This window comes from Buttiauxella cochleicola, assembly GCF_021283185.1.
Taxonomy (GTDB): domain Bacteria; phylum Pseudomonadota; class Gammaproteobacteria; order Enterobacterales; family Enterobacteriaceae; genus Buttiauxella; species Buttiauxella massiliensis.
Map to the genome: position 1 here is coordinate 183877 of NZ_JAJSOS010000009.1, position 21001 is coordinate 204877.

Sequence of the window (21001 nt, forward strand, 5' to 3'; positions counted from 1 at the left end):
GATGGCTGCCATGCAGGACAAACTCGTTCATCCCGATACCACGTTTAGCCTCACTGACGTTACCTTCCGCGTACCCGGTCGCACGCTTCTCCATCCTCTGTCGATGACCTTTCCTGTCGGAAAAGTCACCGGCCTGATTGGACACAACGGCTCCGGCAAATCGACACTGCTGAAAATGCTTGGCCGCCATCAGAAGTCCTCTGATGGGGAAATCAGTCTTAACAATCAACCATTGGATAGCTGGAGCAGTAAGGAATTTGCGCGCAAAGTCGCATATTTACCGCAGCAACTCCCGGCGGCTGAAGGGATGACTGTACGTGAGCTGGTGGCGATTGGTCGCTATCCGTGGCACGGTGCGCTTGGTCGTTTTGGCGTGGCGGACAGAGAACTGGTTGAAGAAGCTATCTCTTTAGTTGGATTGAAACCTTTTGCTCATCGTCTGGTAGATAGCCTTTCCGGTGGTGAACGCCAGCGTGCGTGGATTGCCATGCTGGTGGCGCAAGATAGTCGCTGCCTGTTATTGGATGAACCGACATCAGCGCTGGATATTGCCCATCAGGTTGATGTGTTGGCACTGATACATCGTCTTAGCCAGGAACGCGGTCTGACGGTAATTGCCGTTTTGCACGATATCAATATGGCGGCTCGCTACTGCGATCATCTTGTTGCATTGCGTGGTGGTGAAATGATTGCGCAGGGTTCTCCTGCAGAACTGATGCAAAGTGAAACGCTGGAACAGATTTACGGCATCCCGATGGGCATTCTGCCGCATCCGGCGGGTGCTGCTCCGGTGAGCTTTGTCTACTGATGAGTGAGCTGATTAACCCTTTGCTGAGCCGTCGCCAGTTGTTAACGGCACTGGCGCTCTCACCGCTGTTGCTCAAAATGGGCAATGTACATGCGGCCTCAATCGATCCTCAGCGCATTGTTGCTCTGGAATGGTTACCGGTGGAACTGATGCTGGCGTTGGGGATAACGCCTTACGCGATGGCGGATACCACCAATTACAAAGCCTGGGTCGGCGAGCCGAAACTGCCCGATGGCATAATTGAAGTGGGTTTACGCACCGAACCAAATCTTGAACTTCTGACACAGTTAAAACCGTCTCTGATTCTCTATTCTGCCGGCTACGGCCCATCACCGGAAAAGTTAGCGCGTATCGCACCGGGACTGGGTTTTAGTTTCAACGATGGTTCCGGGAAACCGCTGACCGTTGCTCGCCAGTCATTGACAGAACTGGGCGAAAAATTAGGTATGCAGCAGGAAGCACGCGATCACCTGCTGAAATTTGATCAATTTATCGAGCAGATGAAACCCCGCTTTGCTTCCCGCGGGGATAAGCCCGTCTTGCTGATGACATTGTTAGATTCCCGCCACGCGCTGGTTATTGGCAAAAACAGTCTGTTCCAACAGGTGATGGAGTTGCTAGGCGTGAAAAACGCGTGGGCAGGTGAAACCAACTTCTGGGGCAGCGCAGTCGTTGGTCTTGAGCGCTTAGCCGAAGTCAAAGACGCCGATGTTATCTGCTTTGATCATAATAACGATGCTGAAATGGCCCGCGTAACCGCAACACCATTGTGGAACTCGATGCCTTTTGTTCGTCAAAACCGCTTCCAACGCGTCCCGCCAGTATGGCTTTACGGGGCGACACTTTCCGCCATGAACTTCACCACTACGCTTGCTAAAGCCATAGGGAGCCAGACGTGAAACATCGTTATGCTTTGCTCCCCGCGCTGCTTTTATCTCTGCTTTTTGTTATTGCCTGTGCGCTGACGCTACACAACCTGAATGCACAGTTGCCTTCTGCGCAGTGGAGTGCGGCCTGGTGGCAGCCCAATATTGATGACATCAATCAGATGTTATTCCACTACAGTTTGCTGCCGCGCCTTGCCATCTCGTTGTTAGTTGGGGCAGGGCTTGGATTAGTGGGCGTGTTATTCCAGCAAGTGTTACGAAACCCGCTTGCAGAGCCGACTACGCTTGGTGTGGCAAGTGGCGCGCAACTTGGTATCACGGTTGCCACACTGTGGGCATTGCCCGGTGGGTTTGCTACACAACAGTTTGCCGCTCTTGTAGGGGCAGGCGTTGTGGGGCTACTGGTGTTTGGCGTCGCCTGGGGCAAGCGGTTATCTCCGGTCACGCTGATCCTCGCAGGGTTAGTGCTGAGCCTTTACTGCGGAGCAGTAAACCAGCTGCTGGCTATTTTCCATCACGACCAGTTGCAGAACATGTTCCTGTGGAGCACTGGCTCGTTAAACCAACAAGACTGGGACATCGTCAACGGCCTCTGGCCTCGCCTGGTGGGCGGTTTGCTGTTAACACTGCTGCTGTTGCGCCCACTAACATTGATGGGCCTCGACGATGGTGTGGCGCGTAACCTTGGGCTGGCTCTTTCCATGGTGCGTCTCGCAACGCTGGTACTGGCGATTGCCATCAGTGCGCTGTTGGTTAATGCGGTTGGGATTATCGGCTTTATCGGCCTGTTCGCGCCTCTGTTGGCGAAAATGCTCGGAGCCCGTCGCCTGGTTGCGCGTTTATTCCTTGCACCAATCATCGGTGCATTGATTTTATGGTTGTCAGATCAATCAGTTATCTGGATTACCAGCGTGTGGCGTGAGATCTCTACCGGTACGGTGACCGCTCTTATTGGAGCACCATTATTGCTGTGGCTGCTACCACGCTTGCGTACTGTTGGCACGCCAGCGATGAACCAGGGCGATAACGTTCCGAGCGAACGCCAGCATCTGGCATGGTGGGTGTTAGTCGGTAGCGGTGTGTTAGCCTTGGTTCTTGTCACTGCGCTAACGCTTGGACGCGATGCGTATGGCTGGAACTGGGTAAGCGGTTCGTTATTCCATGAGTTATTACAGTGGCGTTGGCCACGTGTATTAGCGGCACTGACTGCGGGCATGATGCTGGCGGTTGCTGGCAGCGTTATCCAACGACTGACCGGTAATGCGATGGCAAGCCCCGAAGTGTTAGGTATCAGCTCTGGTGCGGCATTCGGCGTGGTGGTGATGTTGTTTATCGTACCTGGAAATGCATTCGGTTGGTTGTTCCCGGCAGGTAGCCTGGGTGCAGCTGTAACGCTGTTGGTGATTATGATCACAGCCAGTCGTGGCGGTTTTTCCCCGCAACGCATGTTACTCGCCGGGATGGCACTGAGTACCGCGTTTACCATGTTGTTGATGTTGCTGATGGCGAGTGGCGATCCACGTATGGCGGGGATTCTGACGTGGATTTCTGGTTCAACGTATAACGTTACCGGCGATCAAGCCGTCAGAACGCTTATTCTAATGGTGATTCTTTTTGCCCTGACGCCGCTGTGTCGCCGTTGGTTGATGATACTTCCGCTAGGCGGAGCGACCGCAAGGGCAATCGGCATGGCGCTGACACCATCACGTTTTGCGCTGCTTTTGCTCGCTGCAACCTTAACCGCGGCGGCAACGATGACCGTCGGGCCACTCAGTTTTGTTGGCTTAATGGCACCACATATCGCGCGTATGCTGGGGTTCCGGCGTGCGATGCCGCAGCTGATAATATCGGCGTTATTAGGTGGGATGCTGATGGTTGCGGCGGACTGGTGCGGAAGAATGATCCTTTTCCCGGATCAGGTGCCTGCGGGCTTACTGGCGACCTTTATCGGCGCGCCTTATTTCATCTATTTGCTGCGTAAGCAGACGCGGTGATTAACACGCCCTCTTCACTGAAGAGGGCGTAAATATTACAGCTTCGCAAACACCCGACGTGCAGCGTCGATAGTCTTCTGAATATCTTCTTTCGAATGCGCAACTGACATAAAGCCTGCTTCAAACGCAGATGGTGCCAGGTAAACACCTTCTTCCAGCATCAGATGGAAGAACTTCTTAAAGCGCTCAACGTCACACGCCATCACGTCCTGGTAGCACGTCACAGATTCCGCATCCGTGAAGAACAAACCAAACATGCCGCCCACATTGTTCACGACCAGTGGAATGTTTTCTTCTTTCGCTGCATGCAGCAAACCGTTTGCCAGCATTTCGGTCAGTTCTGTCAATGTCTGGTGAATGCCAGGTTGCGCGACTTCAGTCAGGCAAGCGTAGCCTGCGGCCATCGCAATTGGGTTACCGGAAAGCGTACCCGCCTGATAAACCGGGCCAGTTGGTGCCAGCGCATCCATGATTTCACGACGACCGCCGAATGCACCTACCGGCATACCACCACCGATGATTTTGCCCAGGCATGTTAAGTCTGGCTCTACATCGTAGTAAGACTGCGCGCCCGCCAGTGCGACACGGAAACCGGTCATCACTTCATCGATAATAAACAACGCACCAAACTCGTCGCACAGCGCACGCAGGCCTGGCAGGAAGTCATCGTTTGGGGGAATGCAGTTCATGTTGCCTGCAACGGGTTCAACGATAATGCAGGCAATATCTTGCGGATATTGCTCAAACGCTGCGCGAACGGACGCGAGATCGTTATAGGTGCAGGTCAGCGTGTGTTTGGCGAAATCAGCAGGAACGCCCGGAGAGTTTGGCTGGCCGAGAGTCAGTGCACCAGAACCGGCTTTCACCAGCAGGCAGTCAGCGTGGCCGTGGTAGCAGCCTTCGAACTTGATGATTTTATCGCGGCCGGTGAAGCCACGCGCCAGGCGAATTGCGCTCATGGTCGCTTCGGTGCCGGAATTCACCATGCGCACCATATCCATTGTTGGAACCAGTTCAGTCACCAGCTCCGCCATTTTTACTTCCATCTCGGTTGGCGCGCCAAAGCTTAAACCACGTTCAACCGCTTCAATCACGGCATTGCGAATTGCCGGGTGGTTGTGACCGAGAACCATTGGCCCCCATGAACCAACATAATCGATATAGGCTTTGCCGTCAGCGTCATACAGGTAAGCCCCGTCAGCGCGTTCGATAAACAGCGGCACACCGCCGACGCCAGTAAAAGCACGAACCGGCGAGTTCACGCCGCCAGGGATGACTTTGCGTGCGGCAGCGTACAGGTTTTCAGACTTACTCATGAAGTGGCTCCAGGATTCGTATTATTGTGGCAACGCACTATTCTAAGGGAAACGCCCGAAGTTATGAAAGTTTTGCCCAATCGCGTCGAGAGAGTAGAATGCCCACTCGATTTGTATTACCAATAAATGATTAGCCTAATGAATCACTCCCACCCCTCTTTTGAAGCGCAACAGGTAGTGCGCTTACGTAGGGGCGACATGGTGCGTCGCCTAATTCGACAGGATAAAACTCCAGTCGCTATTCTTTTCATGGCCGCGATAGTAGGGACGTTAGCCGGTTTGGTGGGTGTCGCTTTTGAAAAAGCGGTCACCTGGGTTCAACAAAATCGCCTGGCAATGCTGGCTCATGTGGCTGATCACAGCCTTATTGTCTGGCCGCTGGCATTCATTAGCTCAATGCTTTTGGCAATGGTTGGCTACTATCTGGTGCGCCGTTATGCGCCGGAAGCAGGGGGCTCTGGTATCCCTGAAATTGAGGGGGCGCTGGAAGAGTTGCGTCCGGTGCGCTGGTGGCGTGTCATCCCGGTTAAATTTATCGGTGGCATGGGAACACTTGGTGCTGGCATGGTACTCGGGCGCGAAGGGCCAACGGTGCAATTAGGTGGGAATATCGGCCGCATGGTGCTGGATATTTTCCGCTTGCGTGGTGCTGAAGCTCGCCATTCACTGTTAGCGACCGGTGCGGCAGCGGGTTTATCCGCTGCATTTAACGCCCCATTGGCGGGGATTCTGTTCATCATTGAAGAGATGCGCCCGCAATTTCGCTATAACCTGATTTCGATAAAAGCCGTGTTTATCGGAGTGATTATGTCGAGCGTGGTGTTCCGTATTTTTAACGGTGAAAATGCGGTTATCGAAGTCGGGAAACTGGCTAACGCGCCGGTTAACACGCTGTGGTTGTATCTGGTGTTGGGGATGGTATTTGGCATCGTCGGCGTGTTCTTTAACGCGATGGTGTTCCGCACTCAGGATATGTTCCAGCGTATTCACGGCGGCAATCTGAAAAAATGGGTGATTATCGGTGGCTTGCTGGGCGGTATTTGCGGGATCCTTGGTCTTATCCAACCCGCAGCGGCTGGTGGCGGTTTTAATCTGATCCCCATTGCCGCCGCAGGCAATTACACCCTTGGCATGCTGCTGTTTATCTTTATTGCTCGTGTGATTACCACGTTGCTGTGTTTTGCATCCGGTGCGCCTGGCGGGATTTTTGCACCTATGCTAGCTTTGGGCACATTACTTGGCACTGCATTTGGTATGGCTAGTGCGGCCTGGTTCCCGGCCTATCATCTTGAAGTTGGGACATTTGCCATCGCCGGAATGGGGGCGTTGTTTGCCGCATCAGTGCGTGCGCCATTGACCGGAATAGTGTTGGTTCTGGAAATGACGGACAATTATCAGCTCATTCTGCCAATGATTATTACCTGCCTTGGCGCGACACTATTGGCACAATTCCTGGGTGGGAAACCGCTATACTCCTCGATTCTCGCGCGTACGCTTGCTAAACAGGAAGCGGAAAAGCAGAACAAAGAACAGCAAACCCCTGCCGGGGAGAATACTTGAACGATTTACTCGGGTATTAGATAATGACCCCCAAAGGCTGGGTTAAACTTTACCCGACTTCTTATTTCGTTGGGAGCAAATGATGAGTGATGACGTAGCAGTGCTGCCGTTGCAGTTTACCGAAGCAGCAGCCAATAAAGTAAAAAACCTGATCGCGGATGAAGAGAACCCGAATCTGAAACTGCGCGTATACATCACCGGTGGTGGTTGCAGCGGTTTCCAGTATGGTTTTACCTTTGACGATCAGATTAACGACGGCGATATGACTATCGAGAAGCAAGGCGTTGCGCTGGTAGTTGACCCAATGAGCCTGCAATATCTGGTAGGCGGTGCGGTGGATTACACTGAAGGTCTGGAAGGTTCGCGCTTTGTGGTGACCAACCCGAATGCGAAAAGCACCTGTGGGTGTGGTTCCTCCTTCAGCGTTTAAACCTTCATACTTCAAGCTGCAGATGCGTCGACTGCACCCGTTCGCCCCAGTCACATAGTTATCTATGCTCCTGGGGACTTACGACTTTGTCGACTTTCTGCAACTCGAATTATTCGGTTTAAATGGTTAGTTATAAAAATTCTTGTAGGCCGGATAAGCGAAAGCGTCATCCGGCTTTTTTATTCTCTATTGTCTGTCATCGAGTGCAAACGTCGGCAATTTGAGATGCCAACGAATGGCGGCCAGACGGATTGCGAGGGTGACGACCATACCAATCATACTCGCCTGTTCCAGCGGAACGTGGAAGGTGTAATACGCAGTGGCATGCACAATGCCGCCTGCAATACACGCCGTGGCGTAGATTTCGGTACGCAGGATCATCGGGATTTCACGCGCTAAAACGTCACGAATAATCCCGCCGCCAACACCGGTCAACACGCCCATGCAGATAGCAATCAGTGGGCTGGTGCCAGCCAGAAACGCTTTATTCACCCCAATACCCACAAACACCGCAAGCCCCACGGCATCGAGCACTGGCAAAATCCATTTTGGTAGCCGACGCGGTTGTCGAATCAACACAATAGTCAGCATACAAGTGACCATTGCGACCACTAAATCGGTTGGGTCTTTAACCCAAAATACCGGGCCATTATCCAGTGCCATATCGCGAATAGTTCCGCCGCCAACTGCTGTCACTACGCCAAGAACCAGAACACCAAACGGGTCCATACGTAGCTTACCTGCCAGCAGTACGCCGGATATTGCAAAGACGGCTGTGCCAATGATGTCCAGCCAATAGACGAGCATGTGGGTGTTATCCTCATAAAAAAGGTTATTTTTCTGCCAGCTCCTCACAGAGCTGTTTTGCGGCGAGGATAATACGTGGGCCTGAGCGACTAAACCAGTCATCATTCACTGCAATAACCGGAATTTTTAGCTGGGTATTCCAGAATTGTTCAACCGGAGGGATTTGCGTTTCATCGCCGGTGATAATAATAGCCTGCGGGCGGCGGCTTAGCACCTGTTCACGACTCACTTGCGGCCATGGAACCCGGCTATCAGCAAAGATATTTTGCCCTGCGCATACTTCCAGAATTTCGTTCTGAATCGAACCACTGCCTGACGTAAATAGCGGCTGCTGGCCAAACTGCAGAAACACTTTTTTCTTCGGGTGCTGAGAATAGTGTGCTTTCAAATCGGCAAACTCTTTTGCCAGTTTATCTGCGGCGTTGTGGGCCGTTTGCGGAGTAGGGCTGTATTGGCTCAATTGACGCAATGCGGCAACCACACCTTCGACCGTTGCCGGATCAAGCCAGACAACTTTAATACCCAATGCTTTTAGTTGGTTGACCTGGCGCTCAGCATTTCCACCGCGCCAGGCAAGAACCACATCAGGTTTTAGCGCCACGATGCGCTCAAGGTTCATTCCCTGCCAGTTTGAGACTTGCTCAAGCTTTTTGGCGGCTTCCGGATAGTCTGACCAGGCGCTGACCGCTACTGGCGTGATACCAGCCGCAAATGCCAGTTCAGTATTGCTCGGCGATAATGAGATAACCCGCGGCGCGGCAAAAAGCCACGCCGGGAGACAACACAGAAGCGCGGTGATAGCGCGCCAAAAGTTCTTATTAACCACGAGCCAGTTTCTGCACCAGGTTTTCAACCATCAGCGTGGACTGCTTCGCCGCAACAGCTAAGAACTCTTCGAAGCTCAGATGGGATTGCTGATCGGCAACATCAGAGATCGCGCGCACCACGACAAACGGGGTACCGAAGTTATGGCAAACGTGAGCAACTGCTGTTGCTTCCATTTCCACGGCAACTGCCTGTGGGAAGTTATGGCGGATTTTTGCCAGTGCCACAGAACCGTTAATAAACGCATCACCACTAACAACCAAACCGCGCACAGCGTTCAGGTTCAGCTCGGCAATGCACTCTTCGGCCGCGGCAATCAGTTTGGCGTCAGCAGCAAAACCTGCCGGGCAACCTGGCAGTTGGCCATATTCATAGCCAAAAGCGGTAACGTCTGCGTCGTGGTAACGCACTTCATCAGAAACCACGATATCGCCAACTTTAAGTGTGGATGCGAGACCACCCGCAGAACCGGTGTTGATCACTACATCTGGTTTGCAATGCTCAAGCAGGAGAGTTGCACCCATTGCCGCTGCAACTTTGCCAATACCTGATTTCAGTAAAGCGACTCCAACGCCATTCAGGGAGCCGGTGTAAATTTCACACCCTGCAAGCTTCAGAGTCTGACGGCTTTCAATTTTGTCACGCAGCAGCGTAACTTCTTCTTCCATTGCACCAATGATGCCTACTTTCATAGTGATTCTCGCTAAAGTGTTAAATTACCTTCATAGTCTATCATGGCTGGCATCAAGGAATTAATCCGCTGTTAAAAGGCGCAGGAGAGGGCATGAGTGAAATAGATTTCCGTAAGAAAATTAATTGGCACCGCCGTTTCCGCTCTCCTGAAGGGCAGAAGAACGAACACGAAATTCTGCGTATTTTTGAAAGCGATCGCGGGCGGATCGTCAACTCTCCTGCCATTCGCCGTTTGCAGCAGAAAACTCAAGTTTTCCCTCTGGAGCGTAATGCCTCTGTTCGCACACGTTTGACTCACTCGATGGAAGTTCAGCAAGTCGGGCGCTACATCGCCAAAGAAGTGCTGAGCCGCCTGAAGGAGCAGCAAGATCTCGAGCGCTTTGGGCTGCATGAACTCACCGGCCCGTTTGAAAGCATTGTTGAAATGGCCTGCCTGATGCACGACATTGGCAACCCGCCGTTTGGTCATTTCGGTGAGTCAGCTATTAATGACTGGTTCCGCCAGCGTTTGTTCCCAACAGATGCCGGAAGCCAGCCGCGCAGCGACGATCGTTGCCGGGTTGAAGCTTTACGCCTGCGTGAAGGTGAAGATCAACTGAATGGCTTGCGCCACAAGGTACGCCAGGATCTTTGTCAGTTCGAAGGCAATGCGCAGGGTATTCGCCTGGTGCATAGTCTACTGCGCATGAATCTGACCTGGGCACAGGTTGGTTGCATTCTCAAATATACGCGCCCGGCCTGGTTTGTTGGCGAGCCGCCGAAAAGCCATGCCTATCTGATGAAAAAACCAGGCTTCTATCTTTCTGAGGAGTCGTACATTGCCCGTTTGCGTACAGAGCTTGAACTGGGAGAATACAGCCGTTTTCCGCTGACATGGATAATGGAAGCTGCGGACGATATTTCATACTGTGTGGCGGATCTGGAAGATGCGGTTGAGAAGCGCATTTTTAGCGTTGAACAACTTTATCAGCACTTATGTGATGCCTGGGGCGAGCATAGCAAAGGCGATCTTTTTGAGCGTGTAGTGGATGAGGCCTGGGAGAAATCCCGTTCAAATCAGATGCGCCGCAGTACCGAAGATCAGTTCTTTATGTATTTGCGCGTCAACACGCTAAACCAGTTGGTGCCTTATGCCGCGCAACGTTTTATCGATAATATCAGCGATATATTTAGCGGCGAGTTCAATCACGCACTACTAGAAGATGACAGCCCCTTTGCACGCCTGTTGGAGCTATATAAGCAGGTTGCATTTAAACATGTATTTAGTCACCCAGAAGTTGAGCAACTTGAGTTACAAGGTTATCGCGTTATCAGTGGCTTACTTGAAATTTACAGTCCATTACTCAATATATCAGTTGAGGATTTTGCTGAACTGGTGGAGAAAGAAAGTTTACGTCGTCTACCGATTGAAACTCGATTGTTCCACAAATTATCGACAAAACATAGGCTTGCGTATGTTGAAGCAGTCAGTAATTTGACGCCGTCAGCCAGTGATTTCCCGGTATGGGAATATTATTACCGCTGTCGTCTAATTCAGGATTATATCAGTGGAATGACGGACTTATTCGCCTGGGATGAGTATCGGCGCCTGATGGCGGTGGAATAAGTTTCTCATTGAGTTTTGTAAAGACGGACAATAAATTTTTACTTTTTCCAGTGACTTATCGGCGGAACTTAGCGCCTCAATTGTCACTCTATATTGGCCTACACAGCAATTTTGCGTGACTTATTAACTTGAGACTGAAATCGATGAAAAAAACAACTTTAGCAATGAGCGCGCTGGCTCTTAGCCTGGGTTTGGCGCTGAGTCCTGTATCTGCAATTGCGGCAGAGACCGCTTCTTCTGTACCTGCAACCGCTGGGCAACCTATGCCAAGCCTTGCGCCGATGCTGGAAAAAGTGATGCCTTCCGTAGTGAGTATTAACGTTGAGGGGAGCACCACTGTTAATACGCCGCGTATGGGGCGTAACTTCCAGCAGTTCTTTGGCGATAATTCACCATTCTGTCAGGAAGGCTCTCCATTCCAGAGCTCTCCATTCTGCCAGGGTGGACCAGCTGACCAAGGCCCTCAGGGCGGCGGTCAGCAGCAGAAATTTGCAGCACTGGGTTCTGGTGTAATTATTGACGCCGCTAAAGGCTACGTGGTGACAAATAACCACGTTGTTGATAATGCAACAAAAATTCAGGTTTCCCTGAGTGATGGACGTAAGTTCGAAGCAAAAGTGGTCGGTAAAGATCCACGTTCTGATATCGCACTGTTGCAACTTCAGGACCCGAAAAACCTGACCGCGATTAAAATGGCTGACTCCGACACACTGCGCGTTGGCGATTACACCGTGGCTATCGGTAACCCGTATGGTCTGGGCGAAACCGTGACCTCCGGTATTGTTTCAGCCTTGGGTCGTAGTGGCTTGAACATTGAAAATTATGAGAACTTTATCCAGACCGATGCGGCAATCAACCGTGGTAACTCCGGTGGTGCACTGGTTAACCTTAATGGTGAGCTGATCGGGATTAACACTGCGATTCTGGCACCAGACGGTGGCAACATCGGTATCGGTTTTGCTATCCCAAGCAACATGGTGAAAAACCTGACCGCGCAGATGGTGCAATACGGCCAGGTTAAGCGTGGCGAACTGGGTATCCTTGGGACTGAGTTGAACTCCGAGTTAGCAAAAGCGATGAAAGTTGATGCGCAACGTGGTGCATTCGTCAGCCAGGTTATGCCGAACTCTTCTGCTGCGAAAGCGGGCGTTAAAGCCGGTGACGTTGTGGTTTCCATGAACGGTAAAGCAATTAGTAGTTTCGCTGCCTTGCGCGCTGAAGTGGGTTCTATGCCAGTCGGCAGCAAATTGACCCTTGGCTTGTTGCGTGATGGCAAACCAGTTTCAGTAAACCTGGAACTGCAACAAAGCAGCCAGACTCAGGTTGATTCAGCCACCATCTTCACTGGTATCGAAGGTGCGGAAATGAGCAACCGCAGCGGTAAAGATGAGAAGGGTGTCATCGTCAATAACGTAAAAGGCAATAGCCCGGCTGCACGTATTGGCCTGAAAAAAGGCGACATCATCATTGGTGTTAACCAGCAGGTTGTAAATAACATCGCTGAACTGCGCAAAATTCTGGACACCAAACCGTCTGTAATGGCGCTTAATATTCAGCGTGGCGACAGCACCATCTATCTGTTGATGCAGTAATTAATTGCCACTAAGTTCTCCTGAAACCATCAGGGCCGCAAATTGCGGCCCTTTTTTGTGAGCCTTACCACAACTCCATACTCTTCATCGGTGCTTTGTGCATTCGCACAATGCTGAGGCGATCCATCTCGCCTATGCTAGGCCATTAGCACGACTCAGGAGGACACATGGCAGGCTGGCACCTTGATACCAAAATGGCGCAGGACATTGTGGCGCGTACCATGACCATTATTGATACCAACATAAACGTGATGGATGCGCGTGGGCGAATCATTGGTAGCGGTGATAAAGAACGTATTGGTGAATTGCACGAAGGTGCATTGCTGGTGCTCTCTCAGGGGCGTGTGGTTGATATTGATGATGCCGTGGCCCGGCATCTGCACGGCGTGCGTCAGGGGATTAACCTGCCACTGCGCATCGAAGGTGAAATTGTCGGTGTTATCGGTCTGACAGGGGAGCCGGGCTCGCTGCGTAAGTACGGTGAGCTAGTGTGTATGACGGCGGAGATGATGCTTGAACAATCTCGCCTGATGCACTTGCTGGCACAAGACACTCGTCTGCGTGAGGAGTTAGTGATGAATTTGATTCAGGCCGAAGAACAAACGCCAGCGTTGAGCGAATGGGCACAACGCTTGGGTATCGATCTGAATCAACCTCGTGTGGTCGCCGTTGTGGAAGTAGATAGTGGGCAGCTTGGCGTGGAAAGCGCTATGGAAGAGTTACAGCAGCTGCAAACTGCACTCACGACACCTGAGCGGAATAATTTGATAGCCATTGTGTCGTTAACGGAAATGGTGGTGTTGAAACCTGCGCTAAATCCCTTTGGCCGTTGGGATGCAGAAGATCATCGCAAGCGAGTAGAGCAGCTAATCAACCGTATGAAAGAAAATGGTCAGCTACGCTTTCGCGTCGCACTGGGCAACTATTTTACCGGGCCTGGCAGTATTGCGCGCTCGTATCGAACCGCTCGCACTACCATGATGGTCGGCAAACAGCGTATGCCGGAAAGCAGGGGCTATTTTTATCAGGATTTGATGTTGCCAGTGCTGCTGGATAGTTTGCGGGGCGGCTGGCAGGCGAATGAACTGGCGCGACCTTTAGCTCGCCTGAAATCAATGGATAACAACGGGCTACTGCGCCGAACGTTAAGCGCGTGGTTCCGCCATAACGTACAGCCGCTGGCAACATCTAAGGCATTGTTTATTCATCGTAATACGCTCGAGTACCGACTTAACCGTATTTCGGAATTAACAGGGTTAGATTTAGGGAATTTTGACGATAGATTGCTGCTGTATGTGGCGTTGCAACTGGATGAGCAAAGATAATAAAAGGGCCGGAGATTCCGGCCCTTTTGCATTATTTACCGCGGGTTAACTTTTCAAGATCGGATTCAATTTCACTGATCTTGTGAGCAACTACGGATTCCAGATGGCGAAGATCGTCGAGAATTTTGCGTTTCAGATCCACTTCAGTGCGATCTCGCTGGCAAAGTTGATCTAATTCATCAATTACATAGCGCAGATTCGGGCTGATTTCCTGCACTTCTTTGTAACCCTGGCCGACGCCATCGGCAACGACAGTTTTGCGCTGGCGTGGGTATTTAAACTTCACGCTTTTAGCGAAAAACTCGCCTTTATCCTTCTGGAAATAGATTTTCAGGATATCGTTGTTGGCTTCCTGCCGGAGGCTATAACGATCGATCTCATCAGGATTGGTAATACCCAGACTTTTCAAGTTATCGTACATAGTGTTACCTTTTTCGATATCAGCAATATCAAGATAATTAACGGAAAAATCCTTTTCCGCTAGCCCTAAATGCTAAAAAGGCGGGGAAGCCCGCCTTTTGCACATTTTATTAGTCGATAGTGCGAAGCAGCTCGTTGATTCCAACTTTGCCGCGGGTTTTCGCGTCGACTTTTTTCACGATAACTGCACAGTACAGGCTGTATTTACCATCTTTTGATGGCAAGTTGCCGGAAACAACCACGGAACCTGCTGGTACGCGGCCGTAATGCACTTCGCCGGTTTCACGGTCATAAATACGCGTGCTTTGACCAATGTAAACGCCCATGGAAATCACAGAACCTTCTTCAACGATAACGCCTTCCACAACTTCTGAACGCGCGCCAATGAAGCAGTTATCTTCAATGATAGTTGGGTTAGCCTGTAATGGCTCCAGAACGCCACCGATGCCTACGCCACCAGACAGGTGAACGTTTTTACCAATCTGCGCACAAGAACCGACTGTTGCCCAGGTATCAACCATTGAGCCTTCATCAACGTATGCGCCGATGTTGACGTAAGAAGGCATCAGAACGGTATTACGCGCGATGTATGCGCCCTGGCGAACTGCCGCTGGTGGTACAACGCGGAAACCTTCTTTCTGGAAGCGTGCTTCGTCATAGTTGGCGAATTTCATCGGCACTTTATCGAAGTAGCGGCTTTCGGCACCATCAATAACCTGGTTGTCATTGATACGGAAAGAAAGCAGAACGGCTTTCTTCAGCCATTGGTGGGTAACCCACTGGCCATCAATTTTTTCGGCAACGCGCAGCGCACCGCTGTCGAGCAGGGAGATGACCTGGTTTACCGCTTCACGAGTGACGGTATCAGCATTTGCCGGAGTGATTTCGGCGCGGCGCTCGAAAGCGGTTTCAATTACGTTTTGTAGCTGCTGCATTGGCATTGTGAACATTTTCCTGATTGTGACGAAATTAACAGACTGTTATTTATCGTTTGGATTAAGGGCCGCTGTCAACCGTTGCTGTACTTCCTCTTGCAACTCATTATTAAGAGCACGCCGGTCGGCGGTGGCTATTATAAATAAATCTTCTACTCGCTCGCCAATTGTCGTAATTCTCGCCCCGTATAGCGAAATTCCGAGATCGGCAAACACTTCTCCCACTCGCGCCAACAAGCCTGGCTGATCCAGAGCAATCAGCTCCAGGAACGTTCTTCGGTCGGTATGCGTTGGCAAGAAATTCACCTCAGTATCGACGGTAAAGTGACGCAGTTTGGCAGACTGGCGGCGCGGTTGAGGTGTTTGCCAGCTTGCCTGCGTAATGGCTTGTTCAATGCTGTGGCGGATAAGGTCATGCCTGTCGGCTGAAAGCGGACTGCCGTCCGGTTCGAGCACAATAAAGGTGTCCATTGCCATGCCGTCGCGCGTAGTAAATATTTGGGCGTCATGAACGCTGAGGTTGCGCCTGTCCAGCTCGGCACAAACAGCGGCGAACAGGTGAGGGCGGTCAGGGCTCCAGATAAAAATCTCTGTGCCACCGCGCGTTGCCTGCGGGCTCAGCAAAATCATCGGTTTGCTGAGGTCGTGCTTGAGCAAGTGGCGCGCATGCCATGCAATTTGGTTTGGCGTGTGGCGAACAAAATAGTTCGCCCGGCAGCGACGCCAGATATTATGCAGTGCCTCTTCGTTGATGTTATCCATACGCAGTAATGCCAGCGCCTGAAGCTGGTGGTGGCGAACACGCTCACGCATATCCGGGCTGTTTTGCATTCCACGGCGCAGCTGTTTTTCGGTAGCGAAATAGAGCTCACGCAACAGGCTCTGTTTCCAGCTATTCCATAAAGTTTCGTTGGTCGCACAGATATCAGCGACGGTCAGGCAGACCAGATAACGCAAACGGTTTTCAGTCTGCACTTCTTCGGCAAACTGCTTAATCACTTCCGGGTCCTGGATATCACGGCGCTGCGCGGTGACCGACATCAGCAAATGTTGGCGCACCAGCCACGCGACAAGTTGCGTCTCGCGAGAATTCAGCCCGTGAAGCTCAGCAAATTTTAAAACGTCCTGTGCGCCGAGAACCGAGTGATCTCCGCCACGGCCTTTGGCGATATCATGGAACAGAGCGGCAATCAGGATCAGCTCCGGATGCGACAGGCGCGGCCAGAGATCGACACATAATGGATGCTTCGGACGAGTTTCTTCTTTCGCGAAGCTTTCCAGTTTTTGCAGCACGCGAATGGTGTGTTCATCGACCGTATAAGCATGAAACAGGTCAAACTGCATTTGCCCGACGATATGTGACCACTGCGGCATATACGCCCACAACACACTGTGACGATGCATTGGCAATAAGGCGCGGCTCACGGCGCCGGGGTGGCGCAATATGGTGAGGAAGAGATCGCGCGCTTCCGGAATGTAGCAAAGCGGCTGTACTAAATGGCGACGCGCATGGCGCAAATGGCGTAGGGTGGTTGAGTAAATTCCCGTGATGTCACGGTTACGCACCATCATGTAAAACATGCGCAAAATAGCCTGCGGTTCACGCATAAATAGCGTTTCGTCACGAAGATCAATCAGAGTGCCACGTAACTGGAAGTCATCGTCCAGTGGGCGCGGTTTTTCGCTGGCATCTAGCGCAAGAATCGCTTCATCAAACAACTGCAACAGCATTTGGTTAAGCTCACCGACGCGACGGGTCACACGATAGAAATCTTTCATCATGTGTTCGACCGGCTGATTGCCTTCACCGTTGTAATCCAGACGCTGAGCAACGCTAAGTTGTCTGTCGAATAACAAACGGTTGTCATAGCGATTTACTTCGAGATGCAAAGCGAAGCGAATACGCCACAGCAAATGTTGGCACTCATCCAGTTCATTTCTTTCTGCTTCGGTTAAAAAACCAAAGCCGACCATTTCACTCATGGACGTGGCGCCAAAATGGCGACGCGCGACCCATTGCAGCGTATGGATGTCACGCAAACCGCCGGGGCTGCTTTTGATATCTGGTTCGAGGTTATAACTTGTGCCGTGGTAACGCTGATGACGAACATTTTGCTCATCAATTTTTGCAGCAAAGAATTTGGCGGATGGCCAGAAACCGTCGCTGAAAATGTGTTTTTGCAGTTCAAGGAAGAGTGCGACATCGCCAATTAGTAAGCGCGACTCAATCAGGTTGGTGGCAACTGTTAAATCAGACAGACCTTCGAGCAGGCACTCTTCAAGCGTGCGTACGCTGTGGCCAACTTCTAATTTTACGTCCCACAGCAGCGTGAGAAGCTCACCGATTTTCTGGGATTGTGGCTCGCTCAGACGTTTACGGCTGAGTATCAGCAAATCAATGTCAGATAACGGATGAAGTTCACCGCGCCCGTAACCACCCACCGCGACGAGCGCGGTTTCAGCGATATCACCAAAACCATAGTTTAACCACAACCGTTGCAGTAACTGGTCGATAAACTCGGTGCGGGCATCGATAAGTTTTTCGGCGGAAATACCGTCGTCAAATGCTGTCCCCAACCACTGCTGGAAGGTGTCGAGGCGGGCTTTAATTTCGGCGCAATTAAGCTCTGAATCTGTCCAGTTGACGGGGTATTCAGGTTGCCCGGAAATCTCAGGAAGCACTGTGGTTGCGTACTGCTCGGGTAAGCTCGGTGTCATGTCGCCATCCATAAAAAAAGCCGGCATAAGCCGGCTTCGATTGCTGACTTTCGCCAGGCATATCACTCGTTATGCGAAATCACCGCGGGGATGGTGTCATCCTTGCGTAAAGTGAGAATTTCGCAGCCGTTATCTGTCACCACAATAGTATGCTCGTATTGTGCAGACAAGCTGCGATCTTTGGTTTTCACCGTCCAACCGTCTTTCATGGTGCGAATGCGGTAATCGCCGGAGTTCACCATCGGTTCGATAGTGAAAGTCATACCCGGTTGCAGCACCACGCCACCATCATCAGCATCATAATGCAGCACTTGCGGTTCTTCGTGGAATACGCGGCCAATACCGTGTCCACAGTATTCGCGAACCACAGAAAAACCTTCAGCTTCAACGAACTTCTGAATTGCAGCACCCAGAGTGCGTAGGCGAATGCCTGGTTTTACCATGCGCAGTGACAAATACAGGCTTTCTTGGGTAACACGGCACAGGCGCTCACCCAGAATAGTCGGTTTGCCTACGATGAACATTTTTGAGGTGTCGCCGTGGTATTCGTCTTTGATAACGGTAACGTCGATGTTGACGATGTCACCATCTTTCAGGAGTTTAGCGTCATCTGGAATACCATGGCAGACCACTTCGTTAATGGAAATGCACACGGATTTCGGGAAGCCGTGGTAGTTCAGGCAAGCAGAAATAGCATGCTGCTGGTTAATGATGTAATCGCTACAGATACGGTCCAGTTCACCAGTGCTGATGCCCGGTCGTACGTGGGGTTCAATCATTTCCAGCACTTCAGCGGCAAGACGGCCCGCGACGCGCATTTTTTCGATTTCTTCAGGTGTTTTAATTGAGATAGCCATTAATTCGATCCGCAGGTGTCGTCGTTATCGACAATAATTGAGCAGTAGTGGGGCAATGGTATCAGGGCCTACGATCGGTGCCAAATCGAGAATCAGTGTGCGCACTATCAACTAACAACTATTGGAGTCCGGGTCTGTTTTATGGTATAAAGCGCGCCGGACTTGTATTCCGATTTTTCGGATACAGCCAACACTCTCACTTTGTGTAAATAACACACACGTATCGACACATATTCCGGGGTGCCCTTAGGGGTCGGTAATATGGGATACGTGGAGGCTTAACCCCATACTTTTATATAGAGGTTTTAATCATGGCAACTGTTTCCATGCGCGACATGCTCAAGGCTGGTGTTCACTTCGGTCACCAAACCCGTTACTGGAACCCGAAAATGAAGCCTTTCATCTTCGGCGCTCGTAACAAAGTTCACATCATCAACCTTGAAAAAACTGTACCTATGTTCAACGAAGCTTTGGCTGAACTGAGCAAGATTTCTTCTCGTAAAGGCAAAATCCTTTTCGTTGGTACTAAGCGTGCTGCAAGCGAACCAGTAAAAGAAGCTGCTCTGAGCTGCGATCAGTTCTTCGTGAACCATCGCTGGTTGGGCGGTATGCTGACTAACTGGAAAACTGTTCGTCAGTCCATCAAACGTCTGAAAGACCTGGAAATCCAGTCTCAGGACGGTACCTTCGACAAACTGACCAAGAAAGAAGCGCTGATGCGTACCCGTGAGCTGATTAAGTTAGAAAACAGCCTCGGTGGTATCAAAGACATGGGCGGCTTGCCGGATGCACTGTTTGTAATCGACGCTGATCACGAACACATTGCAATCAAAGAAGCGAACAACCTGGGTATCCCAGTATTCTCTATCGTTGATACTAACTCCGATCCAGATGGCGTTGATTTCGTTATCCCTGGTAACGACGATGCAATCCGTGCTGTAACCCTGTATCTGGGTGCTGTAGCTGCTACCGTTCGTGAAGGCCGCTCTCAGGATCTGGCTTCTCAGGCAGAAGAAAGCTTCGTAGAAGCTGAATAATAAGGTTCGCTCTTATTTGAGCTCTTATTAACCAAGTATACCCTTTAGATTTCGAGTTGCAGCCAGGCGGCAAGCTCAAGAATCCCCAGGAGCTTACTTAGGTAAGTGACTGGGTGAGTGAGTGCAGCCAACGCCCCTGCGGCTAGAAAGATAACGGGTATATTGAATAGTTTGGTTAGGGGGCCTGTACAGGCCCCTTTTTATTTTGAGCCAGGGTTCGTCTATTCCGTGGACCAGGGCTTATCTCTCTCTACGAGATAACCGAGGATTTTAGAATGGCTGATATTACTGCTGCTCTGGTAAAAGAACTGCGTGAACGTACTGGCGCAGGCATGATGGATTGCAAAAAGTCACTGACTGAAGCTAATGGCGACATCGAGCTGGCAATCGAAAACATGCGTAAGTCTGGTGCGATCAAAGCGGCTAAGAAAGCAGGCAACGTAGCTGCTGACGGCGTGATCAAAACTAAGATCGCAGACGGCTACGCTGTGATTCTGGAAGTTAACTGCCAGACTGACTTCGTTGCTAAAGATGGTGGTTTCCAGGCATTTGCTGACAAAGTGCTGGACGCTGCTGCTGCAGGCAAAGTTACTGACATCGAAGTACTGAAAGCACAGTTCGAAGAAGAGCGTGTTGCACTGGTTGCTAAAATCGGTGAGAACATCAACATTCGTCGTGTTGCTGTTCTGGAAGGTGATGTTCTGGGTAGCTACCTGCACGGTGCTCGCATCGGTGTTGTTGTTGCAGCTAAAGGCGCTGACGAAGAGCTGGTTAAGCAAATCGCTATGCACGTTGCTGCAAGCAAGCCAGAATTCGTTAAGCCAGAAGACGTGTCTGCCGAAGTTGTTGAGAAAGAGTACCAGGTTCAGCTGGACATCGCTATGCAGTCTGGCAAGCCGAAAGAAATCGCAGAGAAAATGGTTGAAGGCCGCATGAAGAAATTCACCGGTGAAGTTTCTCTGACTGGTCAGCCTTTCGTTATCGAGCCAAGCAAAACTGTTGGTCAGTTGCTGAAAGAGCACAATGCTGACGTAACTGGCTTCATCCGCTTTGAAGTGGGCGAAGGCATCCAGAAAGTTGAGACTGACTTCGCAGCAGAAGTTGCTGCAATGTCCAAGCAGTCTTAATTTTTAAAGGGAGCCGCCAATTGGCGGTTCCTTTTTATCTGGCTTTAAAAATCAGCCTGCTCTG

18 protein-coding genes are annotated in these 21001 nt (G+C 51.0%); 10 read left to right on the forward strand and 8 right to left on the reverse strand.

Annotated features, from left to right (window positions below; genetic code table 11):
- Positions 1-10 precede the first annotated feature (10 nt).
- Genes fhuC through fhuB form a run of 3 tightly spaced genes read left to right on the forward strand, consistent with a single transcriptional unit; the run spans position 11 to position 3689 of the window.
- Positions 11-808: a Fe3+-hydroxamate ABC transporter ATP-binding protein FhuC gene (fhuC, locus tag LVQ76_RS15500; protein ID WP_232922011.1), complete on the forward strand. Its 798-nt coding sequence runs from the start codon at positions 11-13 to the stop codon at positions 806-808.
- Positions 808-1707, forward strand: a complete 900-nt coding sequence (gene fhuD, locus LVQ76_RS15505; RefSeq protein ID WP_232866173.1) for a Fe(3+)-hydroxamate ABC transporter substrate-binding protein FhuD — start codon at positions 808-810, stop codon at positions 1705-1707. The genes fhuC and fhuD overlap by 1 nt, the downstream gene beginning before the upstream one ends.
- Positions 1704-3689, forward strand: a complete 1986-nt coding sequence (fhuB, locus tag LVQ76_RS15510; protein WP_232922012.1) for a Fe(3+)-hydroxamate ABC transporter permease FhuB — start codon at positions 1704-1706, stop codon at positions 3687-3689. Before fhuD ends, fhuB begins: the two co-directional genes overlap by 4 nt.
- A 35-nt stretch (positions 3690-3724) precedes the next feature.
- Here fhuB and hemL read toward each other — a convergent pair whose 3' ends face one another.
- On the reverse strand, positions 3725-5005 hold the full coding sequence (gene hemL, locus LVQ76_RS15515; protein WP_232866176.1) for a glutamate-1-semialdehyde 2,1-aminomutase: 1281 nt from the start codon (positions 5003-5005) through the stop codon (positions 3725-3727).
- A 138-nt stretch (positions 5006-5143) separates the two neighbouring features.
- Between hemL and clcA the strand changes: the two genes are divergently transcribed.
- Together clcA and erpA are read left to right on the forward strand one after the other, a co-directional pair.
- Positions 5144-6565, forward strand: a complete 1422-nt coding sequence (gene clcA / locus LVQ76_RS15520; protein ID WP_232866178.1) for a H(+)/Cl(-) exchange transporter ClcA — start codon at positions 5144-5146, stop codon at positions 6563-6565.
- A gap of 82 nt (positions 6566-6647) precedes the next feature.
- Positions 6648-6995: an iron-sulfur cluster insertion protein ErpA gene (gene erpA / locus LVQ76_RS15525; protein WP_034460870.1), complete on the forward strand. Its 348-nt coding sequence runs from the start codon at positions 6648-6650 to the stop codon at positions 6993-6995.
- A gap of 186 nt (positions 6996-7181) precedes the next feature.
- Here erpA and LVQ76_RS15530 read toward each other — a convergent pair whose 3' ends face one another.
- The 3 genes from LVQ76_RS15530 to mtnN are packed head-to-tail and all read right to left on the reverse strand — an operon-like array spanning position 7182 to position 9319.
- Positions 7182-7802: a TRIC cation channel family protein gene (locus LVQ76_RS15530; RefSeq protein ID WP_151994993.1), complete on the reverse strand. Its 621-nt coding sequence runs from the start codon at positions 7800-7802 to the stop codon at positions 7182-7184.
- Between the two features lie 25 nt (positions 7803-7827).
- Positions 7828-8628 carry a vitamin B12 ABC transporter substrate-binding protein BtuF gene (btuF, locus tag LVQ76_RS15535; RefSeq protein WP_232922013.1) on the reverse strand — a complete coding sequence of 267 codons (801 nt, stop codon included), beginning with the start codon at positions 8626-8628 and terminating at the stop codon, positions 7828-7830.
- On the reverse strand, positions 8621-9319 hold the full coding sequence (gene mtnN / locus LVQ76_RS15540; protein WP_232922014.1) for a 5'-methylthioadenosine/S-adenosylhomocysteine nucleosidase: 699 nt from the start codon (positions 9317-9319) through the stop codon (positions 8621-8623). Before mtnN ends, btuF begins: the two co-directional genes overlap by 8 nt.
- 92 nt (positions 9320-9411) lie before the next feature.
- On the opposite strand from mtnN, the gene dgt reads away from it, so the two are divergent.
- From dgt to LVQ76_RS15555, 3 genes are all read left to right on the forward strand, one after another.
- A complete protein-coding gene (dgt, locus tag LVQ76_RS15545) occupies positions 9412-10926 on the forward strand; it encodes a dGTPase (RefSeq protein WP_232866180.1) in 1515 nt (504 codons plus the stop codon).
- Between the two features lie 143 nt (positions 10927-11069).
- On the forward strand, positions 11070-12518 hold the full coding sequence (gene degP / locus LVQ76_RS15550) for a serine endoprotease DegP (protein WP_232922015.1): 1449 nt from the start codon (positions 11070-11072) through the stop codon (positions 12516-12518).
- Between the two features lie 167 nt (positions 12519-12685).
- A complete protein-coding gene (locus LVQ76_RS15555) occupies positions 12686-13843 on the forward strand; it encodes a CdaR family transcriptional regulator (RefSeq protein WP_034460863.1) in 1158 nt (385 codons plus the stop codon).
- A 31-nt stretch (positions 13844-13874) separates the two neighbouring features.
- Here the strand turns inward: LVQ76_RS15555 and LVQ76_RS15560 are convergent, their stop codons facing one another.
- The 4 genes from LVQ76_RS15560 to map form a co-directional block, all read right to left on the reverse strand.
- A complete protein-coding gene (locus LVQ76_RS15560) occupies positions 13875-14264 on the reverse strand; it encodes a DUF3461 family protein (RefSeq protein ID WP_034460862.1) in 390 nt (129 codons plus the stop codon).
- A 109-nt stretch (positions 14265-14373) separates the two neighbouring features.
- Positions 14374-15198: a 2,3,4,5-tetrahydropyridine-2,6-dicarboxylate N-succinyltransferase gene (gene dapD, locus LVQ76_RS15565; protein ID WP_034461055.1), complete on the reverse strand. Its 825-nt coding sequence runs from the start codon at positions 15196-15198 to the stop codon at positions 14374-14376.
- A 45-nt stretch (positions 15199-15243) separates the two neighbouring features.
- Positions 15244-17916 (reverse strand): bifunctional uridylyltransferase/uridylyl-removing protein GlnD, encoded by a 2673-nt coding sequence (gene glnD, locus LVQ76_RS15570; protein WP_232905113.1) that lies wholly within the window; start codon positions 17914-17916, stop codon positions 15244-15246.
- Between the two features lie 62 nt (positions 17917-17978).
- On the reverse strand, positions 17979-18773 hold the full coding sequence (gene map / locus LVQ76_RS15575) for a type I methionyl aminopeptidase (protein WP_154151424.1): 795 nt from the start codon (positions 18771-18773) through the stop codon (positions 17979-17981).
- Positions 18774-19084: 311 nt separating this feature from the next.
- On the opposite strand from map, the gene rpsB reads away from it, so the two are divergent.
- A complete protein-coding gene (rpsB, locus tag LVQ76_RS15580) occupies positions 19085-19810 on the forward strand; it encodes a 30S ribosomal protein S2 (protein ID WP_064516318.1) in 726 nt (241 codons plus the stop codon).
- A gap of 275 nt (positions 19811-20085) precedes the next feature.
- Positions 20086-20937, forward strand: coding sequence for a translation elongation factor Ts (gene tsf, locus LVQ76_RS15585; RefSeq protein WP_064516320.1), 852 nt, complete (start codon positions 20086-20088; stop codon positions 20935-20937).
- The last annotated feature ends 64 nt before the right edge of the window (positions 20938-21001 follow it).